This is a genomic window from Prevotella sp. Sow4_E9_plate (genome assembly GCF_052116205.1).
In the GTDB taxonomy this organism is placed as follows: Bacteria; Bacteroidota; Bacteroidia; order Bacteroidales; family Bacteroidaceae; genus Prevotella.
Window position 1 is genome coordinate 63,760 of record NZ_JBQKLN010000004.1, and the last position, 17,450, is coordinate 81,209.

The 17,450-nt window shown below is 45.6% G+C and carries 12 protein-coding genes; 4 read left to right on the forward strand and 8 right to left on the reverse strand.

Translation table 11 applies throughout. The features are described 5' to 3' along the window. Positions 1–258 precede the first annotated feature (258 nt). From ACTQ53_RS02690 to ACTQ53_RS02700, 3 genes are all read left to right on the forward strand, one after another. Positions 259–2,217, forward strand: a complete 1,959-nt coding sequence (locus tag ACTQ53_RS02690; protein WP_441931924.1) for a DEAD/DEAH box helicase — start codon at positions 259–261, stop codon at positions 2,215–2,217. Between the two features lie 166 nt (positions 2,218–2,383). Beyond that, a complete protein-coding gene (locus ACTQ53_RS02695; RefSeq protein ID WP_441931925.1) occupies positions 2,384–3,556 on the forward strand; it encodes an ATP-binding protein in 1,173 nt (390 codons plus the stop codon). 14 nt (positions 3,557–3,570) lie between these two features. After that, entirely contained in the window at positions 3,571–6,297 is a 2,727-nt protein-coding gene (locus ACTQ53_RS02700; protein WP_441931926.1) for a beta-glycosidase, read from the forward strand. 218 nt (positions 6,298–6,515) lie between these two features. On the opposite strand, the gene ACTQ53_RS02705 is transcribed toward ACTQ53_RS02700, so the two are convergent. The 8 genes from ACTQ53_RS02705 to ACTQ53_RS02740 all read right to left on the reverse strand — a co-directional run bounded on the left by ACTQ53_RS02705 (position 6,516) and on the right by ACTQ53_RS02740 (position 15,889). After that, on the reverse strand, positions 6,516–8,660 hold the full coding sequence (locus ACTQ53_RS02705; RefSeq protein ID WP_441931927.1) for a S46 family peptidase: 2,145 nt from the start codon (positions 8,658–8,660) through the stop codon (positions 6,516–6,518). Between the two features lie 253 nt (positions 8,661–8,913). Then, positions 8,914–10,050 carry a Fic family protein gene (locus ACTQ53_RS02710; RefSeq protein WP_441931928.1) on the reverse strand — a complete coding sequence of 379 codons (1,137 nt, stop codon included), beginning with the start codon at positions 10,048–10,050 and terminating at the stop codon, positions 8,914–8,916. A gap of 18 nt (positions 10,051–10,068) precedes the next feature. Continuing rightward, complete coding sequence (locus ACTQ53_RS02715) at positions 10,069–10,230, reverse strand: hypothetical protein (RefSeq protein WP_441931929.1); 162 nt, start codon at positions 10,228–10,230, stop codon at positions 10,069–10,071. A 47-nt stretch (positions 10,231–10,277) separates the two neighbouring features. Beyond that, the gene (locus tag ACTQ53_RS02720) at positions 10,278–10,820 is read right to left on the reverse strand and encodes a hypothetical protein (protein ID WP_441931931.1); all 543 of its coding nucleotides are present in this window, start codon (positions 10,818–10,820) and stop codon (positions 10,278–10,280) included. A 28-nt stretch (positions 10,821–10,848) separates the two neighbouring features. After that, a complete protein-coding gene (locus tag ACTQ53_RS02725; protein WP_441931932.1) occupies positions 10,849–12,312 on the reverse strand; it encodes an oligosaccharide flippase family protein in 1,464 nt (487 codons plus the stop codon). Between the two features lie 16 nt (positions 12,313–12,328). Further along, the gene (locus ACTQ53_RS02730; protein WP_089545119.1) at positions 12,329–13,558 is read right to left on the reverse strand and encodes a nucleoside recognition domain-containing protein; all 1,230 of its coding nucleotides are present in this window, start codon (positions 13,556–13,558) and stop codon (positions 12,329–12,331) included. A 61-nt stretch (positions 13,559–13,619) separates the two neighbouring features. Then, positions 13,620–14,063 (reverse strand): DUF1016 N-terminal domain-containing protein, encoded by a 444-nt coding sequence (locus tag ACTQ53_RS02735; RefSeq protein WP_118201734.1) that lies wholly within the window; start codon positions 14,061–14,063, stop codon positions 13,620–13,622. 578 nt (positions 14,064–14,641) lie between these two features. Next, a complete protein-coding gene (locus ACTQ53_RS02740; protein ID WP_441931933.1) occupies positions 14,642–15,889 on the reverse strand; it encodes an ATP-binding protein in 1,248 nt (415 codons plus the stop codon). 492 nt (positions 15,890–16,381) lie between these two features. Here ACTQ53_RS02740 and ACTQ53_RS02745 point away from each other — a divergent pair, with 492 nt between their 5' ends. Beyond that, a complete protein-coding gene (locus tag ACTQ53_RS02745) occupies positions 16,382–17,365 on the forward strand; it encodes a cation diffusion facilitator family transporter (RefSeq protein ID WP_427865945.1) in 984 nt (327 codons plus the stop codon). Positions 17,366–17,450 lie beyond the last annotated feature (85 nt).

A 17,450-nucleotide genomic window follows, 5' to 3' on the forward strand; every position in this document is an offset into this window, starting at 1 on the left:
TATTATATCTATTTGTTAGTCGTTCGGCATGAAATGTCGTCCGAATTATCTGTAAAGATAATGCAAAGATAATGATTTCTGCGCAAAAAAAGCAAGAAAGTCACATTTTTTTCGTATCTTTGCACCCGAATTTAGGCAATCTTAATAAATACGTACGATTGCCGCAAGCGTTTCGGAAGGATTTTGCACCCTAATTCATGGCTGGGAGGGTGAATTCGGCCTTCCATTTTGATTATAATGAATTAAGGTTAAAAAGATTTGAAGACATTTGAAGAATTGGGCGTGAGCGAGGAGATTCGCCGTGCCATCGAAGAGCTTGGATTTGAAAATCCAATGCCAGTTCAGGAAGAAGTAATCCCATATTTGCTTGGTAATAAGAACGACGTGATTGCGTTGGCGCAGACCGGTACGGGTAAGACTGCATCTTACGGTATTCCGGTTATCCAGAAAACTGATGCCAGCAGCAAGCAGACACAGGCTATCATCCTCAGTCCTACACGTGAGCTCTGCCTCCAGATAGCAGACGATTTGAACAGTTTTGCCAAGTACATCAACGGTTTGCATATTGTCGCTGTTTATGGCGGTACCGACATCGGAAGCCAGATTCGCACCCTGAAGCATGGTGTGCAGATTATCGTGGCTACCCCTGGTCGTCTGCTCGATTTGATTAATCGTGGCGTGGCTCAGTTGGAGAACGTGAACAACGTGGTGCTTGATGAGGCTGACGAGATGCTGAACATGGGCTTCTCTGAGAGCATCAATGCCATCTTCGAGAACGTGCCGGAAGATAGAAACACTCTGCTCTTCTCGGCTACCATGAGCAAGGACATCGAGAAGATTGCCCTCAACTATCTGCACGACCACAAGGAAATCGTAGTGGGTTCGCGCAATGAGGGTGCTGAGCATGTAAACCACATCTACTATCTGGTAAATGCCAAGGACAAGTATCTCGCCCTAAAGCGTGTGGTGGATTTCTATCCGCGCATCTTTGCAATTATCTTCTGCCGCACCAAGCTGGAGACTCAGGATATTGCAGATAAGCTGATTAAGGACGGTTATAATGCAGAGGCACTGCACGGCGACTTGAGTCAGCAGCAGCGTGACCTCACCATGCAGAAGTTCCGCAACCATACCGTTCAGTTCCTGGTGGCTACCGATGTGGCTGCCCGTGGTCTGGACGTAGAGGATCTGACTCACGTTATCAACTACGGTTTGCCTGATGATGTGGCTAGCTACACCCACCGAAGCGGTCGTACGGGTCGTGCCGGAAAGAAGGGAACATCCATCTCTATCATCCATACCAGAGAGAAGTTCAAGGTTCGCCAGATTGAGAAGCAGATTGGCAAGGAGTTCGTGGACGGCGTTTTGCCAACTCCAGAGGAAATCTGCAAGAAGCAGCTCTTCAAGACCATGGACGACATTATGAAGACCGATGTGGACGAGGATCAGATTGAACCATACATGGCTGAAATCAACCGCCAGTTTGAGTACATCGACAAGGAGGACATCATCAAGAAGATGGTAACCATCACCTTCGGTAAGTTCCTCGATTACTATAAGAATGCTCCTGAGATTATCAAGCCTGAGACCGGCAAGGGTTCCCGTGGCGGTGAGGGTCGTGGAAATCGTGGCGAAGGCCGTGGCAAGGTTTCCAATGGTCGCAGAAAGCATGAGACTGAGGCTGGTTTCAAGCGCCTGTTCATCAACCTGGGTAAGGCGGATGGTTTCTATCCGGGCGAAATCATGCAGTATCTGAACAAGCACGTGAAGGGTCGTCAGGAGGTGGGTCACATCGACCTGCTGAGTAAGTTTGCCTACATCGAGGTGCCTGAGGAGGATGCGAAGCGCGTGATGAAGGCATTGAACGGTACTGAGTACAAGGGCAGAACCGTAAGATGTAACGATGCTGATGAGGAAGGTCATGGCAGAGCAGCCCGTGGCGGACGTGATGCTGAGAGCCGTGGCGGCCGTTCTTCAGAAAGAGGCGGACGCAGCCGCAGAGGTTCTTCTGATGATGCAAGAGACTCTCGTGATTCTCGTGGAAAGGGAGGACGTGGAAGCCGTGGCGAATCTCGTGGCGGCAGAAAGTCTCGCTCTCAGGAGGATACAGGCGATTGGCGTCAGTTCTTCCAGAACAACGACAACGTGAAGTTCAAGGGTGAGGAACCAAACTTCGAGGAAGAAGGCTGGGCTCGTCGCAGACCTAAGAAGAAGTAATTTAGGCAGCGATTTATAATAAGATGAAAGCCTGCATCAAAAGGGATGTTTTGATGCAATATTCATATTTTGCGGTAAGAATACAGCTATTTCTTTGGTAAATTGCGGTGTTTTTACCGCAATTTTTGTATATTTGCAGCCGTAAACATCAAATAAGGCAAGAAATATGGAATTATTGAAGCAACTTTCAGACAATCTTATCAAGCGTACCGATACTCGATACCTACGATATATGTATCATCAGATTCCTTGGTCGAATCGGATGACGGCTCTTGTTGGACCTCGTGGAGTCGGCAAGACAACACTTCTTTTGCAGTATATCAAATTGAATCTTCAGATAAAAGACACACTCTACGTGAGTGCGGAATCCATCTATTTCGCTAATCATACTCTCTTTGAAACTGCAATGAAGTTTAGCCAACTTGGAGGCAAGCATCTTTTTATCGATGAAATACATAAATATAAGGGATGGGCTACAGAACTTAAAATGATATACGATAATCTGCCAACCTTGCAGGTGGTTTTTACCGGTTCTTCTGTGCTTGATATTTATAAAGGTACAGCAGATTTAAGTCGACGAGTACTGGTCTTTACGATGCAAGGTTTGTCTTTTCGCGAATACATCGGTATGGAAAAGGGCATAGACATTCCTGTCTCTACATTGGAACAAATCGTAAACAATGAAGTCGTTTTGCCGGAGGAGATTGAGCATCCGTTGGCATTGTTTAATGAATATCTGTGCAAGGGCTACTATCCTTTTTCTAAGGATGAGGGCTATCGGATGCGACTGAATCAAGTAGTGAGTATGACTTTGGAGACGGATATTCCACAATATGCCAATTATACGGTGATGGTGTCCAGAAAATTGAAGGAACTGATGCAGGTAATAGCTGATAGTGTGCCTTTCAAGCCAAACATGAGTACCATTGCTACAACTATCAAGGTAGATCGCAATAATCTGCCCGATTACTTCGAACTTATGGAGCGTGCAGGTTTGATAGCCCAACTTCACGAGTCCACAGAAGGTGTGCGTGGTTTGGGCAAGGTAGAAAAGGTGTATCTTGATAATACCAACCTCTCCTTTGCTCTCTCTTCTTCGGTGCCTGATATTGGCAATCAACGAGAGACTTTCTTTTTTAATCAGATGCGTGTGAATCATGCTGTCTTCAATTCTCCAATCTCTGATTTCATGATAGAAGACAAGACTTTTGAGATTGGTGGTAAAAAGAAAGGTCAGAAGCAGATTTCTGAGGCAAAAGAGGGATATGTTGTGAAGGATGATATAGAGACAGGCATGGGTAATGTTATTCCACTCTGGGCTTTTGGTATGAACTATTAGACAATTATAAGTTAATGAAGAAAACTATTCTTATCGCTTGTCTGGGACTGGTAAGTCTGGGCTTGCAAGCACAGAGCATTTCGCTCGCTGGTGAATGGAATGTGGAGTTGGGAAAGAGCGGTAGTGCTTTCGTCAAGAGTAAGCATGCCTCGCAGGGTGAGGTGAAGCGTGCCATCCTTCCTGGTACCATCGATACGAACCATCTGGGATTCGCTCCGAAAGATACGATGGAAACAACGCATCTTACGAGACTCTATGCCTATAAAGGAGCTGCTAGATATTCCAGAACCATCAATATCCCGAAGGATTGGAAGAAGAAGCCGGTAGAACTCTTCCTGGAGCGTACCCGCCCGACATGGGTGTATGTGGATGGAGAACTGGTGGACTCCTGCAACTTCATCTCTACTCCTCAGCGCTATCTTCTGCCCAAGAAGGTGAAGCCGGGCAAGCATTTCCTGGAAATCGTGGTGGATAATGGAAGAAGTGTGCCTGAGCAGGTTTACGGTTCCAGCCATGCTTATACGGAAGATACGCAGACCAACTGGAATGGAATTATCGGAAGGATAGAACTCCAGCTAGCCAGCTCTGTAGAGAGCAAATCTGCAGAAACTCTAACAGGAGCAATCCCTAGCCGTTCTGTAGCTTCTCCTTCCACCCTTCAGATGCCTGATTTCGCCAAGGATTTCCATATTGAGGGCGCCCACTTTTACGCCAATGGCCATAGGATATTCCTTCGTGGCAAGCACGATGCGGCTGTATGGCCGCTGACGGGACATGTGGAGATGAGCGTGGAAGGCTGGATGAAGTATCTCGGAACCTGCAAGGAGTATGGAATCAACCATGTGCGCTTTCATTCCTGGTGCCCACCGGAGGCGGCTTTCGTGGCTGCGGACAGTCTGGGAATCTATCTCCAGCCGGAGCTTCCTTTCTGGGGTTCTTTCGATAAGAAGGATGAAAGGCTGATGGCGTTCCTGCATCAGGAAGGCGAAAATATCCTCAGAGAATATGGTCATCATCCATCTTTCAGAATGATGGCGCTGGGGAATGAACTCTGGGGCGACATCGACAAGATGAAGGAGTTTGTGGATGATTTCCGCAAGATTGCGCCAGAAAAATACTATACCTTCGGAAGCAATTACTATCTCGGTTATCAGGGAATAAAAGAAGGAATGGATTACTTCACCACTTGCCGCATCGGAGGCGAGGGATGGGGCAAATACAATACTCATACCCGTGGTTCCTTCTCGTTTGCCGACGCCTACGATGGAGGAATGATCAATCATTTCCATCCTAATTCTACGATGAATTTTGATGAGGCTTGCGATAAAGCCGGAATCCCAATCATCTCTCACGAAACAGGCCAGTTTCAGACCTATCCTGATTATCGGGAGATGAAGAAATACACCGGAGTGCTTCATCCTTATAACTTTGAAGTGTTCCGCCGCAGGCTGGCTGCAGCCGGAATGCTTTCGCAGGCAGATGATTTCCACAAGGCTTCGGGCTTATGGAGCGTGAAACTCTATAAAGCCGATATAGAGATGGATTTGAGAACCCGGAATATGGCGGGCTTTCAACTGCTCGATATTCAGGATTATTCCGGTCAGGGAAGTGCTTTCGTAGGCATCCTGGATGCGTTTATGGAGAGCAAGGGAATCACTACGCCCGAGGAATGGCGCCAGTGGTGCTCGCCTGTGGTTCCTCTGCTGGAAATGAAGAAGTTCTGCTTCGAGGATGGCGAGAAGATTCTGGCTAAGGTAAAGGTAGCCAATTATGGCGGTTCTTCGCTGAAGGGCAAGAAACTGAAATGGCATCTGGCTGCCGAGAACGGATTGTTCTGTATGGATGATGGAACTTTCAGTACCAAGGATGGTGAAGTGAGAAAGAATGTGGGTGACTTGATGGCTGAGGATGAGGGAGTATTGAACATCTTTTCATACGATGAAGGTTTGGTGGATGTGGGTGAACTGAATGGTGTTTTCCACGTGCAGAAACCTACCAAGCTGCTTCTTACATTAAACATTGAAGGAACAGAGGCAAGAAACTCCTACGAATTTTGGATTTATCCGAAGAAGACGTTGGAAAAGAAGGGCGTCATCATTGCCAGAGATTTGAACCAGGAAGTAGTGAAAGTCTTGGAAAATGGTGGAAAGGTGCTTTGGATGCCTACGGCTTCCAGTCTTTTTGTGGCTGCCGATGATACGCTTTCGCAGGCAGATAATGCCACGCCTTATACAGTGGGCGGACTCTTCCAGACCGATTACTGGAATTATCGCATGTTCAAGACCATCTGCGAGAACAACAAGAAGAAGGTTTCTCCAGGAACCCTGGGCATTCTGACGAATCCGGAACATCCGATATTCAAGGGATTCCCTACGGAAATGCACACCAACTGGCAATGGTTCCCGGTTATTAAGGAATCGCATCCGCTGGTGCTTGACAACTTCGCCAAGGATTATCGCCCGATAGTTCAGGTGATAGATAATATCGAGCGGAATCATAAGTTGGGCTTGGTAATGGAATGGAAGGTGGGAGCCGGAAAGCTTCTCGTCTGCATGAGTGATTTGGAGAAGGCAGCCAAATATCCGGAAGGCAAGGCTTTCTATCAGAGTGTAATTGATTATATGCGCTCTGCTTCTTTCAATCCATCTGCAGAAATAACGGTGGATGAATTGAAAAAGAAACTTGTCGAGAAGCCTCGTCAGGTTTCATTGAAGGAGCTGAATAATATCTCGCAATATTAATAGGAATTCTGTAAGTTGCGAATCTGTAAGATAAAAATAAGCTGAAAATCAGCAAGATAACAAGAATAGGAAGACTAAATAAAACAAGAGCGGAAAGCCAGGAGTTAACAGGGTTAACAGTTAACAGCTGATTTTCCGCTCTTTTTATATCATCCTGGGATTAATCTTTATCCCAGGATAAACCTTTATTATCATCTCTGTTGATTCAGAGATAGGATTTACTTCGCATTGATCTCCTTCAAGAGGCGGTCTGCGTGTCCCCACTTATCCATCAGGTAGAGCACGTAGCGAATATCCACACCAATGCAGCGAGCCAGGCGCTTGTCGAAGTTGATGTCAGAGCTGAGGCTGTCCCAGTTGCCATCGAAGGCAAGACCAATCAACTCACCCTTGCCGTTGAACATTGGGCTACCAGAATTACCACCGGTAATATCGTTGTTGGTGAGGAAGCAGAGCTGCATCTTGCCAGTCGTCTTATCCTGATACTTGCCGAAATCCTTCTCAGAGAGAAGCTCGTGCATGATAGGCTCAGCGTAGTAATCGATTATCTTATCGCCCTGCTTCATCTTCTCAACGATACTCTCGGCTGTGGTATAATAGCCTGATGGCTTGCCACCGAGGTCGAAACCGCCTACCTGACCATAGCTCAATCGCATGGTGAAGTTGGCGTCGCTGTAGTGAGGCATGTCTTCCTCCATACGGAGCTTGGCAGCACAGAGATACTTCTCCTGCTCGGCGATGCTATCGTTGATGCTGCCCATCTGAGCAGCGAAATCACCATATACATCGTTCAGATCCATACCGAAGATGACGCCTGGATCCTTCTCATATCCCTTCTTGTTGAAGTAGAGCTTAGCACCCTTCTTCATGATGAGCGACTTCTCCCAGAGATAATCCACATACTTGGCGTAGTTGCCGCCAAACTCAGCATCGATGGTCTTGTAGAACTTAGGCAACCACTTGCTGTCTACGTGCTCCTTGTAATTCTTCAAGAGGGTAGCGAGCACCTCCTTATCGAGCGCCATATCCCATTCTGCAGAGTTATCTTCAAACTCATGATACTGCTTCTTCTTCTTGTTCTTCTCAGGACCCTTCACCTCCATGTTGGTCTGGAGCTTGATGGCACGGGTAGAGAACTCGATGTTGCTTCTTCTTGTGAAAGATTCAGAGAAGTTGGTCCAGGCATACTTCACGTCTGCGCTCTCCTTGTAGAGCTTGGCGAGCTTGTCGAAATCTACCTTGTGGGCGAGGTCGTTGGCTGCCTTGGCTGTATCCTGCCAAGCACGGAGACGGGTTTCGTACTCACGCTTCAGATTCACGATGCCGATAGAGTCGATACACTTGTTCATACCGATGGCATTCTTCCAGTAATTGGAGCTCTGGGCGTACTTGCTGTCATACTTGATGCGCACAGCCTCGTCGGCACGCATGTGCTTCTGCATCACCTCCTGCTTTACGCCACGAACCTGGGCACGAGGCGCATTCTCTGCATCGCGCATGGTCTGGATTCCGTAGCTTGAAAGATAGCGCTCTGTGCTGCCTGGGTAACCCATGGTCATCGCATAGTCGCCATCCTTGTAACCCTGGAGAGAAACCTGTGCCCAACGCTTAGGATGATAAGGCACATTATCCTTGCTGTAGGCAGCAGGACCATTGGTCTTAGGGTCGGCATAGATGCGGAATACAGAGAAGTCGCAGGTCTGGCGAGGCCACATCCAGTTGTCTGTATCGCCACCAAACTTACCCATAGACTTTGGTACGGTGAAAACCAGACGCAGGTCGGTGAAGTCGCGATAGGTAGTAGCGTACCACTTGTTGCCCTCGTAGAATGGCTGAACGGTGATATGAAGGGTAGAATCGTTCTTCTTCACCTCCGTAGTCATCTCGTTCTCCAGAGAATCGATGAGTTCATCGCGCTTCTTGTTGTCGAGTTTCTCGTATCCGAGGCTCATCACCTTATCGGTTACATCTTTCTGTTCAACCATAAAGCTGACGAACATATTCTCGTTAGGCAATTCCTCTGCGTAAGATTTAGCAAAGAAACCGTTGAGCATATAGTCGTGCTCTACGGTAGAGTGGCTTCTGATAGCCTCGAAACCGCAATGGTGGTTGGTAAATACCAGACCGTCTGGAGAAACGACTACGCCTGAGCAATAGCCAGAGAAGTTAACCACAGCGTTCTTCAAGGCGTTCTCGCCGTTGTAGAGCTGGTCGTAAGTCATACTGAAGCCTTCGCGCTGCATCATCTCATACACAGCGTTTGGCAAGTTGTAAATCGTCCACATTCCCTCGTCAGCGTGTGCGGTATTGATTCCGCAGAACGCCATGATAGAGGCGATAAGGACCGTTGCTTTTTTCTTCATTTTATTCTTTGTGTTGTTGTTATATGATTTGCAAAGTTACGATTTTTCTGCGAGATAACATCAAGTAGAACAGAAAAAAGCGAAAAATTCCATTAAAGTTTCCTTTTTAGAGTTATTTCTTTCACTTATACTAGAAATATTCGATAAAAACGCAATGTTTTTCACTTATACATGAAAAAGGTTATAAAAGTAGCGAGTTTTTCTTGTATAAGTGAAAAATTAGTGCTATCTTTGCGCCATAAAAAAGTGTTTCTTATTTTTTGATGATCCATTTCCCTCCCTTGTCTGGTCCTATTCGTTCTATTATGTGTTCTTCTTTCAGTTTCTTTATATGTTTAGAGATGGCACTTCGGTTGATTTGCAATTGTTTACTCATCTCATTGGTGGTGACAAATGGGTCGGATGCGATAAGGGAAAGGATAGAGTCTTTGGTTTTCTGTCCACCTTTTCTGCCCACCTTTTCTGTTTTCTGTCCACCTTTTCTGTCCACCTTTTGATGAGGCGTATGGGGTACTTGTGGGGTAGCAAGTCTTGGCTGTACCTTCCATTCATCTGTAGGATCTATATGCAAGTATCTGTTTTTGAGCACCCAGCTATCTTTTAGGAGTAAGTTCCTGAAGAAACGAACCAGGTAGATAGGAGAATAATCTATGCCTTTCTGAATGTTTCGATAGTTGGCACGAACCAGGGCATTGCGGAAATACCAGGAATGCTTGGCAAACATTTCGTTGTTCACTTCATATCCTAACGAACGGAGATATTGGATGGTGAAGATCGCCGTGGTTCGGGTGTTTCCCTCTCTGAAAGCATGGATTTGCCAGAAACCTGAAATGAATTTGGCAATATGCTCAATCTTCTCATCATCCGTCAGACCTTTGTATGAGAAGTTCTTCTCCTGTTCAATATCCCAATCCAAGGCTCTTCGCAAGTCTTCCCAATTCAGGTAGTTTACGGAATCTCCTTCGAGCACCCATTCTTTCTTGGAAATATCGTATTGGCGGATTTCTCCTGCGTGCTTGAATACTCCCTCGAATATTCTTCGATGCAGGGAGACATAACCGTTGGTATTGAAGGCAAAGGTCTTGCTGGCGAGAATCTTCGCGATGTTGGCAGAAACCTTATCTGCCTCTTCCTCGTCTTCATCCTTAGGTGTACGGACCGTCTTGCTCTGATAGTAAGAGTCAATCAGTTTTCTGGTTTCATCCAGAGTGATTTCCCCTTCGATATTTCGTTTAGCCACATCTATGAGATACGCCGATGGTTGCAGCCCATCTACAGCCTGCAATCCGATAGCCGTCTTCCAGTTCTCGGCCCTTTCCTTCTGCAAAGGCTCTCCTTGTCGAAGATATTCATCGAAGGATGCGAACTCGTTGATATTATCTTTATTCATAGATGTAATGCTTGATATTTAACCTTGCAATTTGGACTCCCTTGCAAGCCGTTGTTCCCGCAAGCGCTTGAATTGAGCTAAGCACTCCTCCAGCGAAAGCGGATGCTCTCGCCAATAAGCCATTGAAGCCATCTTCAAGGCATTGACTTTCTTGTGATAATCGTTCAGTTGTATCTCCATCCATTTATGTATTATATTGTTAGAATATTACGTTTGCAAAGTTACGACTATTTCCCGAATTTTCCAAGGCTTCGCTTGATTTTCTTCATAATTTGCCTTTTTGCCGATAACATTCCTGGTGATAGAACCTCTTGCTCCAGCATCTCCAGAGCCATTCTTAATTCTTCAAGGAGTTCGGGATAGTACTTCATCTGCTCGTAGGCGAGCTTCATGCAGTAGCAGCGGATGGCGTAGGGCTGGGAACAGGCGGTAATCTTGGCGATGCAGAAATCGATGAAATCGGAACGGAGTGATTCTTCCTCGAAAGGCTGACGGAGAAGAAGATGGAGCATCAGGCGGCGCTTGGTCTCATTCTTCTCTACGAGAACCCTATCTATCAGTTCGTCATGCTTCTGAAAGAGCCAAGGGTTGTTGGCTTCATCGAAATGGGTTAAAGCCCAAAGCGCATTGAACGATACACGGTCGTTTTCATCGAAGGTGAGTTGGTAAAGCTCTTCCTTTAAACAATTATTCTCTTTGCCTTGCGTCTGAAGGCAAAGAGAATAAATATCGTTTACACTTAATCTGTTTATGAGTTGATTCCTCATCATTTCGCTTCTTATAACTTCATAAGATGCTTTACTTTCTAAAGTATTTTCCCACTACCGGCAGACTCTTCAATGGGAAATCCTTCTTCACGAGATAAGCGGCGAAGATGAGGATGAGTACCGTATTGATGAGGCAAGCGATGGCTGTAGAGAAGTATTTGTTTGCCTCGGTCATTCCTGCGAAGAGGATGAGGGCGAGAACCACATAAATCATAATCTCCTTCACCGGATAGTTGATAGGATACTTCTTCTGACCCACGAAGTAGGAGAGAATCATGGCTGTTCCATATCCAGCGAAACCAGCCCAGGCACAGGCAATGTAGCCATAAACTGGTACGAAGATAACGTTGATGGCAATCAATACCAGGCAACCGATGCCCGAGAAGTAAGCACCCCAGATGGTCTTGTCGATGAGCTTGTACCAGAAACTGAGGTTGAAATATACTCCCATCATGATTTCGGCAGCCATTACGATAGGCACTACCTTCAAACCATCCCAGTAGTCGCGACCGATGATATGGCGTAATACATCCAGATAACCTACTACTACCAGGAAGGCGAGCAGAGTGAAGATGACGAAATACTTCATCGCTGAAGCGTAAGTCTGTCGATTGTCCTTATCCTTTGCCTTGCCGAATACGAATGGCTCGTAAGCATAGCGGAAAGCCTGGGTAATCATCGCCATGATCATCGCAATCTTGCTGGCTGCTCCGTAGATTCCGAGTTGCGCATGAGCATCGCCCTTCTCATAGATGTAAGGGAAGAGAATCTTGTCGGCTGTCTGGTTCAGAATACCGGCAATACCGAGCACGAGGATAGGCCAGCTGTAGCCCAGCATCTTCCTGACGAGCACCTTACATTCACTCCAGGAGCATTTCTCGCCCATGAATCCTTCCTTCAGTTCCTTGTAGAAACAGAAGGTGATGGAGGCGGTACAAACCAGGTTGATGTAGAAAGCATAGCCCACATCGTGACCATCCATGATGACGTAGTAAACCAGGTTGAGCGCAATGTTCAGACCGATGAAGAGTAACTTGAAGGCAGCAAACTTCAATGGGCGCTTCTTGTATCTGAGGTAAGCGAACGGGATGCACTGGAAGGCATCAATAGCCACGGTTACGAACATGGTCCATACATAAGCCGGATGGTCGGCGTAGCCCATCGCATCGCTCAAAGGCGTGATGAAGAGGAATACCAGGGCGATGAAGAGTAGGGAAGTGAAGCCCACCATGCTCAATACTGTGTGATAAACCTTTTCTGAGTTTTCTCCCTCCTTGTTGACGAAACGGAAGAAGGTGGTCTCCATTCCGTAGGTCAGGATAACGAGGAGTAACGCCGTATAGGCGTACATGTTGGTGATGACACCATAACCACCACTGGCGGCGCTGATCTTTGCCGTATAGAGTGGTACAAGCAGATAGTTGAGGAATCTGCCGATGATACTGCTCAAACCATAGATGGCGGTATCCTTTGCTAAACTTTTGAGGTTTGCCATATTAATTTGTTTTTTATTATCCGAAGAATAAATATGCTATAGCGATTGCTGCGATGACTCCTGCCAAATCGGCGAGCAAGCCGCAAGCCACGGCGTGGCGGGTATTCCTGATGCTTACGCTTCCGAAATATACTGCCAATATATAGAAGGTGGTATCGGTGGAACCCTGGAAGATGCAGCTCAATCTGCCCACAAACGAATCAGGACCATAGTTCTTCATCGCCTCCAGCATCATGCCTCGTGCACCACTTCCCGACAGCGGTTTCATGATGGCGGTAGGCAGGGCGCCTACGAAATCGGCATTCAAGCCGCATTGTTCTACCGACCACGAAATGCCTTGAATCACCATATCCATCGCTCCCGAAGCACGGAACACGCCGATGCCCACAAGGATAGCTACGAGATAAGGGATAATCTTCACCGCAGTAGTAAAACCTTCCTTCGCTCCCTCGATAAATGCATCATATACATTCACCTTCTTCCAGAAACCAGCCAGGATGAAGCAGAGGATGATGCCCAGGAGAATCATGTTAGAAGCCAAGGTGGTAACCGTGTTCATCGTATCCTTGTCCATCTGTCCGAATCCCCAGATGATGATGCCTACGAAGGCGCACATTCCCAACAGAGTAGCGAGCAATACCGGCTGCAGGATGTTGATGCGCTGCCAGAGCGAAGTGATGATGATTCCGGCAAGCGTAGCCACGAGCGTAGCCATCAGGATAGGGATGAAGACATCCGTAGGCTGGGCTGCTCCGTAGGAGGCACGGAAGGCGAGGATGGTGGTAGGGATGATGGTGAGTCCAGAGGTGTTCAGAACCAGGAACATGATCATCGGGTTCGTTGCCGTATCCTTCTTCGTGTTGAGTTCCTGCATCTGCTGCATCGCCTTCAATCCTGTAGGTGTTGCTGCATTATCGAGTCCCAGCATATTCGAAGCGATGTTCATGAAGATGCTTCCCATCACCGGATGGTTCTTCGGAATATCAGGGAAGAGACGGGTGAAGACCGGGCTGAGTGCTCGGGCCAACACATTCACTACTCCCGCCTTCTCTCCAATCTTCATGATGCCAAGCCAGAGGGCGAGCACGCCCGTCAGTCCGAGAGAAATCTCGAAGGCATTCTTGGAAGAATCGAAGGTGGAATCTACAATCTTCTGGAAGATAGTCGTATCTCCCATAGCCAATCCGATGAGTGCGAAGATGAACGCAATCACGAAAAATGCTATCCAAATGTAATTTAAAACCATATTCTGTTTATGCTTTCTTAATCGTTGTTATTGCTAGTGGAATTCTTTGCGGATTGCTCTTTCATTTTGAGACAATGACAGTCTGATGCCTCCAGGGTACACGAAGCAAAATTGCAGGCATAGGAACGCTAGTACTTTCTAAGGTTTCTAATTTTGTACCAGCTTGGTACAAAAATTCATTTTGCGAAGAATAGAAGAGATACCACTTGCGTATTTTATAAAGATTTGACCAAGAAAATCCTTCTACATTTGGAAATGCAGAACGCAAGTCCAAACTAAGCTGTTTTATAAAATTAGTGCCCCACTTATATAGCTTTTGCTTGTTACAAATGTCTTCTCCCAAACTCCAATAAAGCTTGTGCAACTCTTCATTAACTTTGATAGCCGCTTTGAGTTGGGCGATGCGAATACGACCTTTCAAATCGGAGAGCCACTTCACATAGTTGCTATCCGACATAATAGATTCGCTATTCACGAATTGGGGTATGCTATTCTTTTCTGCCATATCGTTTACTCTTCTGTTTTATTTGTTGCTTTTCCAAGCACGGGTGCAAAAGTACAATAAAAATTTCGCATAGCGTGGTTAAATACAGAAAAATCCCTCAGAGATGGAGGAATTTGATGATTTTTATCCCTCAAAGAGGATTTTTTGCTAACAACTTTTGTTCTTTCAAACATTATTCGTATATTTGCCGATGATTCTGAGTAAGAATCACGACATAATGGAAAAGGCGCATACTTAGCGCTTTGTTCTTGACTTTCTGAAACTTCGCAAACTTCATGCATTGTCAGAACATAGCAACGGTAGGTGCTCTCGGGATGTGTTAATTCACATCCCTTTATTTAGAAAAGAGGGGGTGTCATAAGTCTGGATAATAGTTGGCGCATAACAGTTGACCACCGCATGCACATCACTTGTTGTGCATGCGCATATCAGCTGCTATGCAAGCGCACAACAGCTGTTGTGCGACCGAAGATACTAACTTTCTCAACAACATATACTATGTTTTTCAACAACATATCAGTAATATTCCAATAAAAAGAGGGTGAATCATTAACTTATGACACACCCTCCTTTTATTTTCATATAGAATCTTTATCCAACAAGAAATCAAATACGTCCATAAATACGATGCCGTCATCGTTTTGGTATTTTTTGATGAGGTCGCCTGTTATCACATACTTCATAAAACTATCGTCTATACGTAGCAAAGAGGCAAGTTCTTGTTTCGTCTTCTCCTTGTCTGGCAAACTGAGAGCCGACTGGATGTAGCAGCGTTTGTAGCCTTGGTTGCAAACAAAGTCAACTTCAAGCATCCGTCTCACTTTGGTTCCTTTTTCGTCCACGCCGTTGATTTCTACGTTGCCAATGTCCACACTATATCCACGGTAGCGAACTTCATTATAGATGGCATTCTCCATCAGATGGGTTTTCTCTTGTTGGCGAAAGCCGAGAAGTGCATTGCGAATGCCTAAGTCAGAAAAATAATATTTCAATGGCGTTCCGATATACTTACGGCCTTTTACGTCATAGCGATTGCATGGCTCAAGCAAGAACGCATCTGCAAGATATTCGATGTATTTCTTGATGGTTGCAGAGCTTATAGAGACATTCTTTACAGATTGGAAAGTATTGGCAAGTCGTTGCGGATTGGTAAGTCCGCCAATTCCCGATGCGAGAATCTTGAATAAATCGTTGAGTTCTGCATCGTTCTTTATCTTGTTTCTGTTGATGACATCTATCATGTAAGTCTCAGTCAAGAGGCTGTTCAGAAGTCTCACTTTTTCTTCTTCTGTCTTTTGTAAAACAACAGGCGGAAGACCACCATAAAGCAAATATTCGTTCCAACCATCCTGCTTGTCGCCATCATATACGGTCATAAATTCAGCAAAGCTGAGTGGTGAAACGTGTATTGGGTATCCTCGTCCACGAAATTCGGTTATTATATCCTTGGATAGGAAGCGTGCATTGCTTCCCGTCACATAAACATCAGCATTGGGAATATGTAATAATCCATTTAGTACATCTTCAAACTCGTCAAGCATCTGTACCTCATCAAGCAGAATGTAATAAGGTTGGTCGTCAGCAATCTTCTCTTTTACATACTTATAAAACTTGTCAGGATTGCGAAACTCCTTGAATGCATAGTCATCGAATGCCATTTCTATGATGTGGTCGGGCATGACTCCATCGTCTTCAAGGAAACGCTTGAAGAGACGAAACAGCAGAAAGGATTTTCCGCAACGGCGCATACCGGTAATGATTTTTACCAGTCCATTATGGCGTGAACTAACCAACTCTTGTAGATATTTGTCTCTATTTACAATCATAACAGGAAAGATTTTTGCGGATTTCCGCATTTTTCTTTTGCAAAGATAATACTTTTATTAATTCTATGTAGAATTTTTGCGGATTTCCGCAGTTTTCTTTCGCAGAATTAACGGTTACCGCTTGATATTTTAAGTTCGTTAACTTATAATGGTAAATACAGAATCATAAAACTATCGTCTATACGTAGCAAAGGTAGATATTAGTCTCTATATTTACAATCATAACAGGAAAGATTTTTGCGGATTTCCGCATTTTTCTTTCGCAGAATTAACGGTTATGGCTTGATATTTTAAGTTCGGTGATTTGTCGAATTCCATGCTTTTCTCTCTTCGTCATCACATTATTCCCTATTCGTTATACTTTTTTAATCTCTCTTTTTATCCGATTTCAGAAAAAAGATGTACTTTTGCCGCTCAATTAATGAAAGACAGGAATTTGGTTATACAAAAACATTATTAAGGAAGCAAAGGACTTCTGTTATATTTTATAGTATGGACAAGAATGAGAGAATAAATAACGAGCAAGAGATGCCCACTGAAACGAAAAAGAATCATTCCGCAGATGCGGATAGAGTAAAGGAAGTATATAAGGTGACGATAGCGGGAAGCATCATCAATGTGGTGCTGCTCGTGCTGAAGTTTGCTGCAGGTATCCTCGGACATTCGGCAGCCATGATAGCGGATGCCATCCACTCGCTTACCGATTTTGCCACCGATGTGGTGGTACTGGTATTCGTAAAACTGAGCAATAAGCCGAAGGATAAGGACCATGATTATGGGCATGGCAAATACGAGACGCTTGCCACAGCGATCATCGGTATTTCGCTCTTCGTGGTGGGTGTGATGATCTGTTATTCTGGCGTTACCAAGACCTATCGTGCCATCTGCGGCGAGACACTCCAGCAGCCGGGCGTTGTAGCCTTGATTGCTGCCATTGTAAGTATCGTGATGAAGGAGTGGGCTTATCAGTTTACGGTTAAAGCCGGAAAGAAATATCATTCCGAGGCTGTAGTGGCGAATGCCTGGCATCATCGCAGCGATGCTTTATCGAGTATCGGAACGATGTTCGGTATTGGTGGCGCCATCATTCTGGGAGAAAAGTGGGCGGTGCTCGATCCGCTGGCAGCCATCATCGTGAGTGCCTTCATCATCAAGGCTGCCTGGGGACTGGTGACGCAGTCTGTGAAAGAACTGACGGATGCCAGTCTTCCAGAAATGGAGGAAGATGAAATTCTGAAGATTGCGAACGAAGAGCAGGGAGTAGGAGAGATTCATAACCTGCGTACCCGTCGCATCGGAAACAAGATTGCGATAGAGATGCACGTCCGCATGCCGGGTTCTCTCTCGCTTTATGAGGCGCATGAACATGCTACCCATATCGAACGAAGATTGAAGCAGCACTTCGGCGCAGATACCCATGTGGGAATCCATCTCGAACCGATTAAAGTGAATGGAAAATATCAGAAACCAGAATAACTGAAATAAAAGGAAATAGCCGGAATAAAAAGAAACGAGCCTTGACGGTAGGATGAATCTTCCATCAAGGCTCGTTATTTTATTT